13 protein-coding genes and 1 pseudogene are annotated in these 16539 nt (G+C 73.4%); 10 read left to right on the top strand and 4 right to left on the bottom strand.

All coding sequences use genetic code 11. The features are described 5' to 3' along the window. The first annotated feature begins 116 nt into the window (after window positions 1-116). The 5 genes and pseudogenes from ACZ6JT_RS10055 (at window position 117) to ACZ6JT_RS10035 (ending at window position 6471) form a co-directional block, all read left to right on the top strand. Window positions 117-842, top strand: a complete 726-nt coding sequence (locus ACZ6JT_RS10055) for a hypothetical protein (protein ID WP_469208995.1) — start codon at window positions 117-119, stop codon at window positions 840-842. 200 nt (window positions 843-1042) lie between these two features. Then, entirely contained in the window at window positions 1043-1888 is an 846-nt protein-coding gene (locus tag ACZ6JT_RS10050) for a DegV family protein (protein ID WP_469208994.1), read from the top strand. Window positions 1889-2193: 305 nt separating this feature from the next. Further along, on the top strand, window positions 2194-3072 hold the full coding sequence (locus ACZ6JT_RS10045) for a ComEA family DNA-binding protein (RefSeq protein ID WP_469208993.1): 879 nt from the start codon (window positions 2194-2196) through the stop codon (window positions 3070-3072). Then, window positions 3069-5453 (top strand): annotated as a pseudogene (locus tag ACZ6JT_RS10040) (ComEC/Rec2 family competence protein); the annotation flags it as partial. The gene ACZ6JT_RS10045 and the pseudogene ACZ6JT_RS10040, both read left to right, overlap by 4 nt. 136 nt (window positions 5454-5589) lie before the next feature. After that, window positions 5590-6471 carry a YceI family protein gene (locus ACZ6JT_RS10035; RefSeq protein WP_469208992.1) on the top strand — a complete coding sequence of 294 codons (882 nt, stop codon included), beginning with the start codon at window positions 5590-5592 and terminating at the stop codon, window positions 6469-6471. Between the two features lie 14 nt (window positions 6472-6485). Here ACZ6JT_RS10035 and ACZ6JT_RS10030 read toward each other — a convergent pair whose 3' ends face one another. Further along, the gene (locus ACZ6JT_RS10030) at window positions 6486-6728 is read right to left on the bottom strand and encodes a hypothetical protein (protein WP_376617729.1); all 243 of its coding nucleotides are present in this window, start codon (window positions 6726-6728) and stop codon (window positions 6486-6488) included. Window positions 6729-6804: 76 nt separating this feature from the next. On the opposite strand from ACZ6JT_RS10030, the gene holA reads away from it, so the two are divergent. Both holA and ACZ6JT_RS10020 read left to right on the top strand, forming a co-directional pair. Further along, window positions 6805-7797 carry a DNA polymerase III subunit delta gene (gene holA / locus ACZ6JT_RS10025; RefSeq protein ID WP_469208991.1) on the top strand — a complete coding sequence of 331 codons (993 nt, stop codon included), beginning with the start codon at window positions 6805-6807 and terminating at the stop codon, window positions 7795-7797. 166 nt (window positions 7798-7963) lie between these two features. Then, window positions 7964-8755, top strand: a complete 792-nt coding sequence (locus ACZ6JT_RS10020) for an N-acyl homoserine lactonase family protein (RefSeq protein ID WP_469208990.1) — start codon at window positions 7964-7966, stop codon at window positions 8753-8755. A 227-nt stretch (window positions 8756-8982) separates the two neighbouring features. Here the strand turns inward: ACZ6JT_RS10020 and rpsT are convergent, their stop codons facing one another. After that, a complete protein-coding gene (gene rpsT, locus ACZ6JT_RS10015) occupies window positions 8983-9249 on the bottom strand; it encodes a 30S ribosomal protein S20 (protein WP_030384651.1) in 267 nt (88 codons plus the stop codon). Between the two features lie 198 nt (window positions 9250-9447). Here rpsT and lepA point away from each other — a divergent pair, with 198 nt between their 5' ends. From lepA to hemW, 3 genes are all read left to right on the top strand, one after another. Further along, entirely contained in the window at window positions 9448-11313 is a 1866-nt protein-coding gene (gene lepA / locus ACZ6JT_RS10010; RefSeq protein WP_469208989.1) for a translation elongation factor 4, read from the top strand. A 237-nt stretch (window positions 11314-11550) separates the two neighbouring features. Beyond that, entirely contained in the window at window positions 11551-13437 is a 1887-nt protein-coding gene (locus tag ACZ6JT_RS10005) for an AMP-dependent synthetase/ligase (protein ID WP_469208988.1), read from the top strand. A gap of 226 nt (window positions 13438-13663) precedes the next feature. Beyond that, a complete protein-coding gene (gene hemW / locus ACZ6JT_RS10000) occupies window positions 13664-14896 on the top strand; it encodes a radical SAM family heme chaperone HemW (protein WP_469208987.1) in 1233 nt (410 codons plus the stop codon). A 27-nt stretch (window positions 14897-14923) separates the two neighbouring features. On the opposite strand, the gene ACZ6JT_RS09995 is transcribed toward hemW, so the two are convergent. Then, a complete protein-coding gene (locus tag ACZ6JT_RS09995; RefSeq protein ID WP_469208986.1) occupies window positions 14924-15733 on the bottom strand; it encodes a DUF3097 domain-containing protein in 810 nt (269 codons plus the stop codon). A 28-nt stretch (window positions 15734-15761) separates the two neighbouring features. Further along, window positions 15762-16487 carry an MBL fold metallo-hydrolase gene (locus ACZ6JT_RS09990; RefSeq protein WP_469208985.1) on the bottom strand — a complete coding sequence of 242 codons (726 nt, stop codon included), beginning with the start codon at window positions 16485-16487 and terminating at the stop codon, window positions 15762-15764. Window positions 16488-16539 lie beyond the last annotated feature (52 nt).

Raw genomic sequence — 16539 nt, 5'->3', positions numbered from 1 at the left:
CGCCCCCGCATAGGGGTGATCCCGTACGGGCAGGTTGGGGGTTCGATGGGAACCCCTGGCCTGCCCGTGGCGTTTACCGTGGAGGGGAAGAGCGACGCTTGGGGAAAGGGGCCGTCATGGAGGTCGCGTTGATCATCTTCGCGCTGATGCTGCTGGCTTTCGTCGGCCTCGGCGCGTACCTCACGGTCAAGGCGGTGGGCGCGGCCAAGCGGGGCGTGGAGCGTACGGTCGTGCAGGCACGGCGGACGGTCGAGGACACCACGCTGCGGGCCAAGAGCTTCGGCCAGGTCGGAGTGGTGGGGGCGCTGGCACAGGTGCGGCTGGACCTGCGGACCTCGATGCGCGCCACCCAGCAGGCGCTGGCCGACGGGGTCCGGGTGGATGCCTCGCTGCGGGAGTCCCTCGGGCTGTTCGAGCAGCTGAGCGCGCACGGGCACGAGCTCGACGGTGAGCTGAAGCGGCTGGAGCAGGAGCCCGACCGGCGGCGTACCGCCGAGCTCCTCCCGGACCTGCGCGAACGCGCGGCACAGATCACCAAGGCCGCAGACTCCCTGCGGTGGGCGGCCCGTGACCGGGCCCGGCGGTTCGCGGCGGACGACCTGTCCCTCTTGTCGGAGCAGATCGAGATGGAGTCGGGTGCGCTGCGCGACTGGTCCCGCGAACCGGCGGACGACCTGGCGGCCGCAGCCGCCGAGTGGGACGCCGCCCAGTCCGCCCAGGCTGCGCCTGCTGCACCGGCGCCGAAGCCGACCCCCGCGGCGCCGCCCGCCGCCTTGAACCCGCCGACCCCGACCGTGCAGTACCCGTGGCAGAAGGCGCCGCGCCCGGAGAGCGCCGGCTGACACCCCTCCGCGGCCATGACCCGCGCCGGGACCCGGGCTTTCCGGGTCCCGGGCTTTCCGGGACTCGGCCGCCGCGCGCACCGGAGGCTCGGCCACCACCGCGGCAGAGCCCGCCCGGACCGCCCCCGCCAGGACCGCACCCGCCCGGGTCCGGGGGCCCAGGCTGCCGTCACGCCCCCACTGGCGGTAACCTCCGCCTCATGTCCCGCCTTGTCGCCATCGTCACCGATTCCACGGCCTACCTGCCCCAACCGGCCATGGCGCGGCACGGAATCACCTCCGTCCCGCTGACCGTGGTGCTCGGGGGCGAAGCGCTCGAGGAAGGCACCGAGATCTCGGCGCGCAGCCTGGCCGTGGCCCTGCAGAAGCGCCGATCGGTGACCACCTCGCGCCCCAGCCCGGAGGAGTTCGTCCGGGCCTACCGGGCGGCCGCCGACGCCGGGGCGAGCGGCATCGTCAGCCTGCACCTGTCCGCCGAGCTCTCCGGCACCTACGACGCCGCCGTGCTCGCCGCGAAGACCGCACCCGTGCCGGTCCGCGTCGTGGACACCGGCATGATCGCGATGGCGCTGGGCTTCTGCGCGCTGGCCGCCGCCGAGGTGGCCGAGGGGGGCGGTTCCGTGGACGAGGCCGTGGCGGCCGCCGAGAAGCGGGCGGCGGACATGACCGCGTACTTCTACGTCGACACCCTCGACTACCTGCGCCGCGGCGGCCGGATCGGGGCCGCGCAGGCCCTCTTCGGCTCGGCGCTGGCGGTCAAGCCCCTGCTGACGCTGGAGGGCGGGCGGATCGAGCCGCTGGAGAAGGTGCGTACGGCTTCCAAGGCCATCGCCCGCCTGGAGGAGCTGGCCGTGGAGCGCGCCGGGTCGGCGGCCGTCGACGTGGCGGTGCACCACCTGGCGGCTCCGGAGCGGGCCGACAAGCTCGCCCAGCGGCTGCGCGAGCGCATCCCCGGGCTGGTCGAGCTGCACGTCAGCGAGGTCGGAGCGGTGATCGGCGCGCACACCGGGCCGGGGCTGCTGGCGGCGGTCGTCTCCCCTCGCTGATCACCGGAACGAGTGGCCCGGTTATCCACAACGGGCTTGCCGTCCACCGGAATTGAGGGCTCCGAACGGGGGTCGGGGCGGGCCCCTACCGTCGTGGCATGACTCTTCGAACGCGTACTTCGCATCCGTCGGGCGGCGCCACCAGTGGTCCGGGGCGCCTCCGTCCCTCCGACAACCGTTTCTCGGACGGTCGGCTTTCCGACGGCCGATTCTCCGGTGGCCGTTCAGCGGGCAGCCGGCTCCGCCACCGGCCTGGCCGCCGCGGGCGTCCGGTGCACCGGGTTCCCTCTCCGGAGCCGGAGGCGGTGCGTCGGCGGGCCGAGGCCCTGCTCGGCGGCAGCGGTCCGCCGCAGGCGTCGGCGGGGGCGTTGCCGGGGGCCGAGGCGGATCCCAGGACCGGTACGGATACCGGTACCGGTTCCGCGGCCCTTTCCGGGGACCGGCCCGACGAGGCGGTCGGGCTCGGGACGGCCGGGCTGTCACCCGGAGCCGCGCGGAGACTGGCCGTGCGGGAGCGGCTGCCACTGTGGCTGCAGGCCCGCTGCGGGGTGGAGCCGCGCACGGTGGCCGCCGTCTCGGTGGTGCTGGTCGCCGCCGTCGGCTTCGCCGGGCAGCAGTACTGGTCGGCCCGGCCGCGGGCGGTGACCGTCCCGGCGCTGGTCGCCCCGGGGGTGGTCCCGGCGGCAGCCACGGCGGACGCGGGACCGGCTGCCGCGCCGGCCGGCGGCGGTGGTGCCGCGGCCGGCGCGCGGATCGTCGTGGACGTCAGCGGCAAGGTCAGGGATCCCGGGGTGCGCCGGCTGCCCGCGGGTTCCCGGGTGGAGGACGCGCTGGCCGCCGCCGGGGGAGTGCGTCCGGGCACCGACACCACCGGGCTGAACCGGGCCCGGGTGCTCGTGGACGGCGAGCAGGTGCTGGTGGGCGCTCCGGCGCAGCCACCGCCGGGCGGGGCCGTCGCCGGAGCCGGTCCGGGACCCGCCGGTCCGGGTCCGGGACCGCTCAGTCTGGGCTCGGCCACGGTCGCCCAGCTGGACGGTCTGCCGGGGGTCGGGCCGGTGCTGGCCCAGCACATCGTCGACTTCCGCACCGCACGCGGTGGCTTCCGGTCCGTGGAGGAGCTCCGCCAGGTCGACGGCATCGGCGAGCGGCGCTTCGCCGACCTGCGCACGCGGGTGCGGCCGTGAACCGCCCCGAGGGGCCGGGCCCGGTGGATCTGCGCCTCGCGGTGCCGGCCGTGGCCGCCTGGGCGGCGGCCGCCCTCGCGCTGGACGCGCCCGCGAGCCGGACCGCGCTCGGGGTGGGGCTGGGGGTGGTCGGAGCGGGCCTGCTGGTCCTCGCCGGGTACCTGCGTCCGGGCTCGCTGTGGCGGGTCGCCCCGGCCCTGGCCGCGGCCCTGCTCTGCGCGGCCGCCGGGGCCGGGGTGGCGGGGCTCCAGCGGGCCGAGGCGCGGGCCGGACCGGTCGCCGGGCTCGCGCGGGAGCACGCCCGCGTACTCGCCGAGCTCACCGTCGGCTCCGACCCGAGGACCGCCCGCGGCGGGAGCGGGCCGCCGTTGGTGGTGCTGGACGCGGTGGTGACCCGGGTGACCGGGCCCGACGGGACGGGCACCCGGGTGGAGACCCCCGTGCGGGTGCTGGCCGGGCATGCGGGATGGGCCGGGCTGCAGCCGTCCACCCGGGTGAGGGTGGTCGCCCGGCTGGCGCCCGCGCGGGACGGTGAGCGGGCCGTGGCGCTGCTGCGGCCCGCCGCTGACACCCCGCCCCGGGTGACCGGTGGCCCGGACACCGCGCAGCGGCTCGCGGGGCGGCTGAGGGCCGGGCTGCGCGAGGCCACCGAGGGGCTCGCACCGGACGCCAGGGCCCTGCTGCCGGGGCTCGTCGTCGGGGACACGTCCCGGGTTCCGCCCGACCTGTACGAGGCCTTCCGGGCCACGGACCTGCTGCACCTGCTGGCCGTCTCCGGGTCCAACCTGACCGTGGTGCTGTTCCTGCTCATCGGGCCCCCGGCCCGCGCGCAGCAGGCCGAGCGGCGCGGGCTGGCGCCCCGGCTCGGGCTCTCGCTGCGGGTGACCGCGCTGTGCGGGACGGCCCTGACGCTGGCGTTCGTGGTGGTGTGCCGGCCGGAGCCCAGCGTGCTGCGCGCCGCCGCCTGCGGGGCGGTCACCCTGCTGGCCATCGCCACCGGGCGGCGCAGGTCCCTGATCCCGGCCCTGGGCGCGGCCGTGCTGCTGCTCGTGCTCTACGACCCGTGGCTGGCCCGGAGCTACGGCTTCCTGCTCTCCGTGCTCGCCACCGGGGCGCTGCTGACCCTCGCTCCGCGGTGGAGCGAAGCCCTGCGGCGGCGCGGGACGGGCCCGCGGCTCGCCGATGCGCTCGGGGCCGCCGCGGCCGCCCAGGCGGTGTGCGCGCCGGTGGTGGCGGTGCTGGCGGCCCGGGTCAGCCTGGTGGCGGTGCCGTGCAACCTGCTGGCCGAGCTCGCGGCGGGTCCGGCGACGGTCCTCGGCTTCGCCTCGCTCGCCGCGGCCCCGCTGTGGCTGCCCGCCGCACGGGTGCTCGCCTGGTGCGCGGGGGTGCCGGCCGGGTGGATCGCGGCCGTGGCCCGGACCGGGGCGGGGGTGCCGGGGGCGGAGCTCCCCTGGCCGGGCGGGTTCACCGGGGGCCTGCTGCTGGCCGGGGCCGTGCTGGCCACCGCGGCCGTCGTGACCGTGGGCGGAAGGTTCGGGTGGCGGTGGCGGTGGATCTGCTCCGCGCTGGCGATGCTGCTGCTCCTCGCCGTGCTGCGGCCGCCGCAGCTGACCCGTACGCTCACCGGCTGGCCGCCGCCCGACTGGAGCTACGTCCAGTGCGCCGTGGGGCAGGGGGACGCCGCCGTCCTCGCGGTCGGCCCGGGTGAGGCTCTGGTCGTGGACGCCGGACCGGAGCCCGGCCCGGTGGACCGCTGCCTGCGCGCGCTGGGCGTGCACCGGGTGCCGATGCTGCTGCTGACGCACTTTCACGCCGACCACGTCGGAGGACTGTCCGGGGTGCTGAAGGACCGATCGGTGGGTGTGATCGAGGCCACCATGCTGGAAGAGCCCGCGGCTCAGGCCGAGTTCGTCCGCCGCACCGCGGCGGCCGCCGGTGTGCCCGTCGTACGGGCGGCCCAGGGGGAGCGGCGCCGGGCCGGCCCGCTGGAGTGGCAGGTGCTCTGGCCGCCCGCGGCCGGAGCGCCGCCCGACGGGCCCAACGACGCCAGTGTCGCCCTGCTGGTGCGGGGCGCGGGTCTGACCTTGCTCCTGCTCGGCGATCTCGAACCACCCGCACAGCAGGCGCTCCTGAGGGAGCATCCGCGACTGGGGCCGGTGGACGTCCTCAAGGTCGCCCACCACGGCTCCGCACACCAGGACCCCGAACTGACCGCCCGGGTCCGGCCGAGGCTCGCGATTGTTCCCGTCGGCACAAAAAACCGCTACGGGCATCCCGCGCCGGGTACGCTCGCACGCCTGCGGGCGGTGGGGGCGACGGTGCTGCGCACCGACACCGACGGCTCGATCGCCGTCAGCGGAGCGGGCGTTCGGATGCGTGCGTTTCCGGCCAACCGACGCCGGATCCGGCGTGGTCATACCGGGCGTCACCGCTCTGTTTGCCCACAACCCGACAGCATGATCGAATGCGTCTTCGCCAGAACGGTCCAAGTCCACAGAGCACGGGGGTGCATCAGTCATGTTCGGTCGCCGACGGGGGATGGAGTCGGCCGGAACTTCCAGCCCACACACATCCGCGACGCTGACGCTGCCGCCGACGGCGCGTCTGCTCAGCTGCCGGGTTCTCGACACGGTCCACCAGCCGGTCCGGCAGGCCACGTTCGAGGTGACCGACCCGATCGGGCGCCGGATCGTCAGCGGGGAGACCGACCCGTACGGCGGTTTCACGGCAGCCGTTCCGGAGGGGGAGTACCGGCTGTCCGTCACCGCCGAGGGGTACGCGCCGTTCCACGGGGCGACGCTCGTGGGGGACCCGGCGCAGCCGGGCACCGGGGAGATCGTCCTCGACGCGGTGGAGCCGCCGCTGCTGCCGCAGCCCGGTCACTGGGAGCTCGACCCGACGCACTCGTCCATCGCCTTCACCGCCCGGCACATCGGGATGGCCCGGATCCGAGGCCGGTTCAACACCCTCGCCGGGGCGGTACGGATCGCCGAGCGCATGGAGGACTCCTCCATGCACGTGATCATCGATGCGGCGAGCATCGACACCGGGTTGCGGCTGCGGGACGACCACCTGCGGTCGGCGGACTTCCTGGACGCGGTCCGGCATCCCACGGTGGAGTTCTACAGCGAACGGTTCATCCACCGCAGCGGCAGCCGCTGGACCGTGGCCGGCGCCCTGACCCTCCACGGGGTCAGCCGGTCCGTGACCCTGGACACCCGGTACCTGGGTCTCGGCACGGGCCTGGAGGGCGAGCCGAGGGCCGCCTGCCGGGCCGCCACCGAACTGCACCGCGAGGACTTCGCCCTGAACTGGCAGTCGGTGCTGGCGCAGGGGATCGCGGCGATCGGTCCGAGCGTGGACGTGACGCTGGACGTCCAGATCGTGCACAAGGCCTGATCCCGGACGCTCCCCTACGGGGCTTCCAGCCAGCCTTCGTACTCGGCGGCGAGATCGTCCAGCGTGGTGGCGTCGAGCCGTTCCTGCGGATCCTCGACGACCACGAGCCACTGGGCGTCCTCGGCGTCGTCCTCCCCGGCCAGCGCGTCGCGGACCAACTGCGGTTCCTCCGGGAGGCCGAAGCGGTCGACGGCTTCCTGCGCCACCTCCTCGGCGGCGTCGCGGTCGGGCAGGACGAGTACATGTCGCACGTTCACGCGACCATTCTCAAGGATCCGGCGAGAGGGGCCGCGGGGCGGGGGACTGTCAGTGCGGCGTGGGATGCTGGAGGCGATGGCCACCAGGAAGAACCCCACCGACGATCCGCTTGCCCCGCTCACCCTCGCGGTGGGGCAGGAGGAGCTGCTGCTCGACCGCGCCGTACGGGAGGTGGTGGCGGCCGCCCGAGCCGCCGACGCCGACACGGACGTCCGCGACCTCGCGTCCGAGCAGCTCCAGCCCGGCACGCTGGCCGAGCTGACGAGCCCCTCGCTCTTCTCCGAGCGCAAGGTGCTGGTCGTACGCAATGCGCAGGACCTGTCCGCGGAATCGGTCAAGGAGGTCAAGGCCTACCTCGACGCGCCCTACGAGGAGATCATCCTGGTCCTCCTGCACGCGGGCGGGGCCAAGGGCAAGGGTCTGCTCGACGCGGCGCGGAAGGCCGGCGCGCGGGAGATCGCCTGCCCGAAGATGACCAAGCCCGCGGACCGGCTGTCGTTCGTGCGGGGCGAATTCCGCGCGCTGGGCCGGGCGGCGACCCCGGAGGCCTGCCAGGCCCTGGTCGACGCGATCGGGAGCGACCTGCGGGAGCTGGCCAGCGCGGCCGCGCAACTGTGCGCGGACGTCGAGGGCACCATCGACGAGGCCGTGGTCGGCCGCTACTACACGGGCCGGGCCGAGGCCTCCAGCTTCACGGTCGCCGACAAGGCGGTCGAGGGGCGTGCGGCCGAGGCCCTGGAGGCCCTGCGCTGGTCCCTGTCCACCGGGGTGGCGCCGGTCCTCATCACCAGTGCCCTGGCCCAGGCGGTCCGCGCCATCGGCAAGCTGGCGTCCGCCCCGCGCGGGGCCCGCCCCGGCGACCTCGCCCGGGACCTGGGCATGCCGCCGTGGAAGATCGACCGCGTCCGCCAGCAGATGCGGGGCTGGTCCGCGGACGGCGTCGCCGACGCGCTGCGCGCCGTGGCCGCCGCCGACGCGGGGGTCAAGGGCGGCGGCGACGATCCCGAGTACGCCCTGGAGAAAGCGGTCGTGGCAGTGGCCCGCGCGGCCCGCCCACAGCGCCGCTAGGCCGTCTCCCCCGGTCCCGTCGGGGCCCCGTGGATCCGGCCGGCCGGATCCACGCCGACGCGTGGGTCCGCCGGCGCAGGGTTAGCCTGGACACGGGGGATGCGCCGGCCAGGCCGCCTTCACCACCGGACGGCAAGGGTGTCCCGGTGGGCGAGAGGGAGGTTCCGTGGCCGGCAGAGTGCGCGTGACGACGGTGGACGCCGGGCCCTTCACCATGCCGATGAGCGGTCTCCTGTACGGGGCCTCCGGCACCATCACCGTGCCCTCGACCGTGGCCGTCATCGAACACGCCACCCACGGGCTGATCCTCTTCGACACCGGGATCAACCACCGCGTGGCAGACCCCGAGGCCGCCGAGGCCCACTGGGGTCCGGGACGGCGGGCGGAGTACGGGGCCGAGGGCTTCACCCGGGCCCACGCCGTCGACGCACAGCTGAAGCGCCTCGGCTACCGGCTGGAAGAGGTCAGGTACGTCCTCTACTCCCACCTGCACCTCGACCACGCCGGAGGGATGACCTACTTCCCGCACGCCGTGCACGTCGTCCAGCACGAGGAGCTGCGCCACGCCTGGTGGCCGGACCGCTGGACCGCGCGGGGGTACGCGTTCAACGACTACGCGGGCAGCCGGGACTACGAATTCCTCGAACTCCGGGGCGACACCGACCTGTTCCAGGACGGCACGCTCACCCTCCTGCACACCGCCGGCCACACGCCCGGCCATCAGGGCGTCGTCCTGGACCTCGTCCACCACGGACGGATCGGCCTGATGGGCGACGCCGCGCACCTGCAACAGGGACTGGACCGCAACGCCCCCATGCCCAGCGATTGGAACATCGAGGAGAAGCTGCTCACCTACGGGCGACTGCGCGCACTGTCCAGGGCCGGCATCCCCGTGTTCCTCTCCCACGACCCCGGCCACTTCGCCGAGCTGCCGCACGACGGCGAGTTCTGGGACTAGCACCCGCCGCCCCCGAGGTCCTGACCTCGACGGGCATCGCCGCCCTTCGCGGGTAACGCGAAGGCCCCGGCCGCCACCCTGGGGAAGGGGGGAGGCCGGGGCCTTCGGTCACTGCGTTGGTGCGCCGCACCCGCGTGGCGAACGCAGGCCGCGTGCGGCGCGGTGTGCCGGTGAAGGAGCGGAAGAGAGGGCCCGCTGGGTCCTTACCGGCGATTCACATCGAGAGCTCAGCCCTGGAGGGAGGCAACCTTGGTGGCCAGCGCCGACTTCTTGTTGGCGGCGGCGTTCTTGTGGATGACACCCTTCGAGACAGCCTTGTCGAGCGCACGCGCGGCGGCGCGAGAAGCCACGGTGGCCTTCTCGACGTCACCGGCGACGACGGCCTCGCGGGCCTTGCGGATCGCGGTCTTGAGCGACGACTTGACGGCCTTGTTGCGCAGGCGCGCCTTCTCGTTGGTCTTGTTCCGCTTGATCTGGGACTTGATGTTCGCCACGAAAGAGCCTTTTCAGGTTCAGAGTTTTGTTCTTCGGATTGTGCCTCGACAGCTGAGAGGGCATACGAGACACAGCTGCCCAGGCTACCAGGCACGCTCGGGGCGGCCCAAACCGAGCGCACTGCCCCATCCATGGGACCATGGGAGCACTCAGACTTCGTTCCGAGATCCGACTGCGACCGAGAATCAGGACACTGCGTGCCCGCGATCCCCAGCCACGTGCCCGAGCCGAGCCGTACCGACTCGGCGCTGATCCGCAATTTCTGCATCATCGCGCACATCGACCACGGCAAGTCGACGCTTGCCGACCGGATGCTCCAGATCACCGGTGTGGTCGACCAGCGGCAGATGCGCGCCCAGTACCTCGACCGCATGGACATCGAGCGTGAGCGCGGCATCACGATCAAGTCCCAGGCGGTCCGGCTGCCCTGGGCGCCCACCACGGGCGAGGGTCAGGGCAACACCCACATCCTCAACATGATCGACACCCCCGGGCACGTCGACTTCACCTACGAGGTCTCGCGCTCGCTCGCCGCGTGCGAGGGCACGGTCCTCCTGGTGGACGCCGCGCAGGGCATCGAGGCGCAGACCCTCGCCAACCTGTACCTGGCGATGGAGAACGACCTCGCGATCGTCCCCGTCCTGAACAAGATCGACCTGCCGGCGGCCCAGCCGGAGAAGTTCGCCGAGGAGCTCGCGAACCTGATCGGCTGCCAGCCGGAGGACGTGCTGCGCGTCTCGGCGAAGACCGGTCTCGGCGTCGAGGCGCTGCTCGACAAGGTCGTCGCCACCGTCCCGGCCCCGGTCGGCGTCAAGGACGCCCCGGCCCGCGCGATGATCTTCGACTCGGTCTACGACTCGTACCGCGGCGTCGTGACGTACGTCCGTGTGGTCGACGGCCAGCTCAACAAGCGCGAGCGCATCCGGATGATGTCCACCGGCGCCACCCACGAGCTGCTGGAGATCGGCGTCTCCTCGCCGGAGATGACCCCCTCCGACGGCATCGGCGTCGGCGAGGTGGGCTACATCATCACCGGCGTGAAGGACGTCCGTCAGTCCAAGGTCGGTGACACCATCACCAGCCTGACCAACGGCGCCACCGAGGCCCTCGGCGGCTACAAGGACCCGCGGCCGATGGTCTTCTCGGGCCTGTACCCGCTCGACGGCTCGGACTACCCGGACCTGCGCGAGGCCCTCGACAAGCTGCAGCTCAACGACGCCGCGCTCGTCTACGAGCCGGAGACCTCGGCGGCGCTCGGCTTCGGCTTCCGCGTCGGCTTCCTCGGCCTGCTCCACCTGGACGTGGTCCGCGAGCGCCTCGAGCGCGAGTTCGGCCTCGACCTGATCGCCACCGCGCCCAACGTGGTCTACCGAGTGGTCATGGAGGACGGCAAGGAAGTCACCGTCACCAACCCGAGCGAGTTCCCCGAGGGCAAGATCTCGGACGTGTTCGAGCCGGTGGTCAAGGCCACCGTGCTCGCGCCCACCGAGTTCATCGGCGCGATCATGGAGCTGTGCCAGCAGCGCCGCGGCACCCTCCTCGGCATGGACTACCTCTCCGAGGACCGCGTCGAGATCCGCTACACGCTCCCGCTCGCGGAGATCGTCTTCGACTTCTTCGACCAGCTGAAGTCCAAGACGCGCGGCTACGCCTCCCTCGACTACGAGCCCACCGGCGAGCAGTCCGGCAGCCTGGTCAAGGTCGACATCCTGCTGCACGGCGACAAGGTCGACGCCTTCTCCGCCGTCACGCACAAGGACGCCGCCTACGCCTACGGCGTGCGCCTGGTCGCCAAGCTGCGCGAGCTCATCCCGCGGCAGGCCTTCGAGGTGCCGATCCAGGCCGCGATCGGCTCCCGCGTCATCGCCCGCGAGACCATCCGCGCCATCCGCAAGGACGTCCTCGCCAAGTGCTACGGCGGTGACATCTCCCGCAAGCGGAAGCTGCTGGAGAAGCAGAAGGAAGGCAAGAAGCGGATGAAGATGGTCGGCTCCGTGGAGGTCCCGCAGGAGGCCTTCATCGCCGTCCTGTCCAGCGACGAGTCCGGCGGCAAGAAGAAGTAGCCGTCCGCCGCCGCCACCCGGCGGAACCAGGCCCCCACGCTCCGGCGCGGGGGCCTGTTTCGTTATGAACCGGCCGCTCGCGGGCCCTTACGCAGGCGCCGGACGGGCTCTACTCTGATCACTGCTCGATGGTTACTCGCCAGTCACTAGCTGGCAACGTCTCAAACCCGCCAGTCCCCAGCGCCCCCAAGCGCCCCACGCCCACGCACTGCCGCGTGGATCGGTCCGGAGGATGTCGTGAGCGACACACAGACCTATCTCGAGAACCGCCCGCCCACCGTGGCGGTGCTCTTCCTTGAGCGCGTCGCAGCGACGCCGAACGCGGAGGCCTACCGGTTCCCGGTGCCCGCGGCCGACGGCCGGGGCGACGACTGGAAGTCGCTCAGCTGGGGCCAGGCGGCCGAGCGGGTCTTCGCCATCGCCGCCGGGCTGATCGCCCTCGGCCTGCAGACCGAGGAGCGCGTCGCGCTCGCCTCCAACACCCGGGTCGAGTGGATCCTCTCCGACCTCGGCGTGATGTGCGCGGGCGGCGCGGTCACCACCGTCTACCCCAGCACCAACGCGGACGAGTCGGCGTTCATCCTCGCCGACTCCGAGAGCCGGGTGCTCATCGCCGAGGACGCCAAGCAGCTGGCGAAGGCGCGCGAGCGGCGCGCCGACCTGCCGAAGCTGGAGCACGTCGTGGTCCTCGACGCCGCGGACGCGGTCGCCGCCGACGGCGACCCCGAGGGCTGGGTGCTCTCGCTCGCCGAACTTGAGGCGCGCGGCAGGGACCACCTCGCCAAGCACCCCGCGGCGGTCAAGGAGCGGGTCTCGGCGATCACCTCCGACCAGCTCGCCACCCTCATCTACACCTCCGGCACCACCGGCCGCCCCAAGGGCGTGCGGCTGCCGCACGACAACTGGTCGTACATGGCCAAGGCCATGGTCGCCACCGGCCTGATCGGCCGCGAGGACGTCCAGTACCTCTGGCTGCCGCTGGCGCACGTCTTCGGCAAGGTGCTGACCTCGGGGCAGATCGAGGCCGGGCACGTGACCGCCGTCGACGGCCGGATCGACAAGATCATCGAGAACCTGCCGATCGTGCAGCCCACCTACATGGCCGCCGTCCCGCGCATCTTCGAGAAGGTATACAACGGCGTGGCCGCCAAGGCCCGCGCCGCCGGCGGTGCCAAGTACAAGATCTTCCAGTGGTCGGTCGGCGTCGCCCGCGAGTACGCCAAGGTCACCCAGGACAACTTCCGCCGCACCGGGCAGGCGACCGCGCCCTTCGGCCTCGCCACCAAGCACAAGATCGCCGACGCGCTCGTCTACTCCAAGCTCCGCGAGGCCTTCGGCGGCAACCTGCGCGCCGCCGTCTCCGGCGCCTCCGCGCTGGCGCCCGAGATCGGCTACTTCTTCTCCGGCGCGGGCATCCACATCCTGGAGGGCTACGGCCTGACGGAGTCCAGCGCGGCCTCCTTCGTCAACCCGGGCGAGGCCTACCGCACCGGCACGGTCGGCAAGCCGCTCCCCGGCACCGAGGTCCGCATCGCCGACGACGGCGAGGTCCTGCTGCGCGGCCCCGGCATCATGCAGGGCTACCACCGGCAGCCGGACAAGACCGCCGAGGTCCTGGAGTCCGACGGCTGGCTGCACACGGGCGACATCGGCGAGCTGTCGGCCGACGGCTACCTGCGCATCACCGACCGCAAGAAGGACCTGATCAAGACCTCGGGCGGCAAGTACGTCGCCCCGGCGGAGATCGAGGGCCAGTTCAAGGCGATCTGCCCGTACGTGTCGACCATCGTCGTGCACGGCGCCGACCGGAACTTCTGCTCGGCCCTCATCGCCCTCGACGAGCCGTCGATCCTCACCTGGGCGGCCGACAACGGGCTGGAGGGCAAGACGTACGGACAGGTCCTGGCCGCGCCGGAGACCGAGCGCCTGATCGAGACGTACGTACAGACCCTGAACGAGGGCCTCCAGCGCTGGCAGACGATCAAGAAGTTCCGGCTGCTGCCGCGGGACCTCGACGTCGAGCACGGGGACCTGACGCCCAGCCTGAAGCTGAAGCGGCCGGTGGTCGAGCGTGAGTTCAAGCACCTGATCGAGGAGATGTACGAGGGGTCGCGCGAGGCGTAGCGCCTGCCGCGGGCTCGGCCGGGCGGGGCGGCCGGGCCGCCCCGCGGTCCCCGCCGCCTCCCCGGCGGGCCCGGGGAGGGGGCCTCCGGTCCGTGCGCGCTTCCCGGGGCTCCGCCCCGGATCCTCCCCCGGACTTCGTCCGGGGGCCCCGCGCCTCAGACGCCGGCGGGGCCGGGTCGGGTGCCGGGCGGGGCTGACCATGCGCGGGGTGCGGGATGATGGGGGTATGCCTTCCGCACTGCCCGACGGTGAACCCATGCCCGAAGACGGCTCGCTGCCGTCGCATGCCCTGGTGGGCGCGGGGGAGCGGCCGCTCGGTTTCTACCTGCATGTCCCCTACTGCGCCACGCGCTGCGGGTACTGCGACTTCAACACCTACACGGCCACCGAGCTGCGGGGCACCGGAGGCGTGCTCGCCTCCCGGGAGAACTACGCCGACACCCTGATCGACGAGGTCCGCCTCGCGCGGAAGGTACTCGGGGACGACCCGCGGGCCGTACGGACCGTGTTCGTCGGCGGCGGTACCCCCACGCTGCTGCCGGCCGGGGACCTCGTCCGGATGCTCGCCGCGATCCGCGACGAGTTCGGCCTGGCCGAGGACGCGGAGATCACCACGGAGGCCAACCCGGAGTCCGTGAACCCGGAGTACCTGGCCGAGCTGCGCGCCGGCGGCTTCAACCGGATCTCCTTCGGCATGCAGAGCGCGAAGCAGCACGTCCTGAAGGTGCTGGACCGCACCCACACCCCCGGCCGCCCGGAGGCCTGCGTCGCCGAGGCGCGCGCGGCGGGCTTCGACCACGTCAACCTCGACCTGATCTACGGCACGCCCGGCGAGAGCGACCAGGACTGGCGGGACTCCCTCGCCGCCGCCCTCGGAGCCGGCCCGGACCACATCAGCGCCTACGCGCTGATCGTGGAGGAGGGCACACAGCTGGCCCGCCGGATCCGCCGGGGCGAGGTCCCGATGACGGACGACGACGTGCACGCCGACCGCTACCTGATCGCGGACGAGGTGATGGCCGGGGCCGGGTACTCCTGGTACGAGGTCTCGAACTGGGCCACCTCGGAGGCCGGGCGCTGCCTGCACAACGAGCTGTACTGGCGCGGCGCCGACTGGTGGGGCGCCGGGCCGGGCGCGCACTCGCACGTGGGCGGGGTCCGCTGGTGGAACGTGAAGCACCCCGGAGCGTACGCCGCCGCGCTGGCGGAGGGCCGCTCCCCGGGCGCGGGACGCGAACTCCTCTCCGAGGAGGACCGGCGCGTCGAGCGGATCCTGCTGGAGCTGAGGCTCGTGGACGGCGTCCCGCTGTCCCTGCTCGCCCCGGCCGGGCTCGCCGCGTCCCGCAGGGCCCTCGCGGACGGGCTGCTGGACGCCGGTCCGTACGAGGCCGGGCGGGCCGTCCTGACCCTGCGCGGCCGGCTGCTCGCCGACGCGGTGGTCCGGGACCTGGTCGACTGATCGCCGACTTCGGCACCTCCAGGGGCGTCAGGCCTCACCGCCACCCGTGACGAAGTCGATCAGTTCCTCCACGCGGCCCAGCAGCGTCGGCTCCAGGTCCTTCCAGGACGTCACCCGGGACAGGATGTGCTGCCACGCGGCGCCCGTGTTCTCCGGCCAGCCCAGCGCCCGGCAGACGCCCGTCTTCCAGTCCTGGCCGCGCGGGATGACCGGCCACGCGGCGATGCCCAGCGCGGACGGCTTCACCGCCTGCCAGACGTCGACGTACGGGTGGCCCACGATCAGGACGTCCGGCGAGGTCACCGACGCCGCGATGCGGGACTCCTTCGAGCCGGGCACCAGGTGGTCCACCAGCACGCCCAGGCGGGCGTCCGGGCCCGGGTCGAAGTCGGCGACGACGGCCCGCAGGTCGTCGACGCCCTCCAGGTACTCCACCACCACGCCCTCGACGCGCAGGTCGTCGCCCCAGACCTTCTCGACCAGTTCCGCGTCGTGGCGGCCCTCCACGTAGATGCGCCCGGCCCGCGCCACCCGTGCCCGGGCCCCGGGGACGGCGATCGAACCCGAGGCCGTACGGGAGGGCGCCGACGGGCCCCGGGGCGGGCGGACCAGCGTGACGACCGCGCCCTCCAGCAGGAAGCCCCGCGGCTCCATGGGGAACACCCGCCGCCTGCCGAAGCGGTCCTCCAGGGTCACCGTGCCCGCCTCGCAGGCCACCACCGCGCCGCAGAAGTCCGTACCCGCCACCTCGACCACCAGATCGGGCTCGGCCGCCACCTCGGGCACCGCCCGGGGGCGCTTCCACTGCGGGGTCAGGTCGGGGGAGTACTCGCGCATCCGGCCGACAGTAGGAGAGCGGCCCGCGTCATGTCTCCGACACGCCGAAACGGGCTGCCAGTGTGGCGCGTTGCGCACGGACGAAGGCTCCCGAGACCACCGCTCCGTGACCCGGCACGTACAGTGCGTCGTCCCCGCCGAGCGCGAGCAGCCGGTCCAGGGCGGCCGGCCACTGCCGGGGCGTCGCGTCCGGACCCGCCAGGGGCTCGCCCGACTCCTCGACCAGGTCCCCGCAGAACACGGTCTCGCGCTCGCCCGGCACGAAGACGGCCAGGTCGTGCCGGGTGTGCCCGGGCCCGACATTGGCCAGCAGCACCTGCAGCCCGCCCAGTTCCAGCGTCCACTCGCCCGACACCAGGTGCTTCGGCACCACCAGCAGGTCCACCGCCTCGGCCGCCTCCGCCTCCGCCAGGCCGTGGCGCACCGCGTCCCCGCGCAGCTCCTCACGGCCCGTGGAGAGCAGCGCGTCCAGCCCGACCGCGCCGAAGACCTCGGCCCCGGAGAAGGCGGCACCGCCCAGCACGTGATCGAAATGGCCGTGCGTGAATGCGATATGGGTCACGCGCCGACCCGTCAGCCGCTCCGCCTCGGCCCGCACCTGCGCGCCCTCCCGGAGACAGGAACCGGGGTCGATCAGGAGCACCGACTCGTTGCCCACCACCAGTCCCACGGTGCAGTCCCACACCGGCAGGCGTCGCCGGCCGGCCCGTCCGGTCAGCCGTTCCCAGCCTTCCTCTTCCCAACGCACGTCCATGCCGCGACGCTACCCTGGCGGGCCTCCCTTGCCAGGGTCTCACTACCCGGCC

The organism is Streptomyces sp. NPDC046308 (genome assembly GCF_055588065.1).
This window is presented reverse-complemented; position numbering and strand designations above follow the sequence as displayed.

Bases quoted from the DNA above. Each gene is read 5' to 3' on its own strand.
- holA (WP_469208991.1), top strand. From the start codon at position 6,805: ATGGCCACCAGGAAGAACCCCACCGACGATCCGCTTGCCCCGCTCACC.
- ACZ6JT_RS10035 (WP_469208992.1), top strand. From the start codon at position 5,590: ATGTTCGGTCGCCGACGGGGGATGGAGTCGGCCGGAACTTCCAGCCCA.
- ACZ6JT_RS09990 (WP_469208985.1), bottom strand. From the start codon at position 16,487: ATGGACGTGCGTTGGGAAGAGGAAGGCTGGGAACGGCTGACCGGACGG.
- hemW (WP_469208987.1), top strand. From the start codon at position 13,664: ATGCCTTCCGCACTGCCCGACGGTGAACCCATGCCCGAAGACGGCTCG.
- ACZ6JT_RS09995 (WP_469208986.1), bottom strand. From the start codon at position 15,733: ATGCGCGAGTACTCCCCCGACCTGACCCCGCAGTGGAAGCGCCCCCGG.
- ACZ6JT_RS10050 (WP_469208994.1), top strand. From the start codon at position 1,043: ATGTCCCGCCTTGTCGCCATCGTCACCGATTCCACGGCCTACCTGCCC.
- ACZ6JT_RS10055 (WP_469208995.1), top strand. From the start codon at position 117: ATGGAGGTCGCGTTGATCATCTTCGCGCTGATGCTGCTGGCTTTCGTC.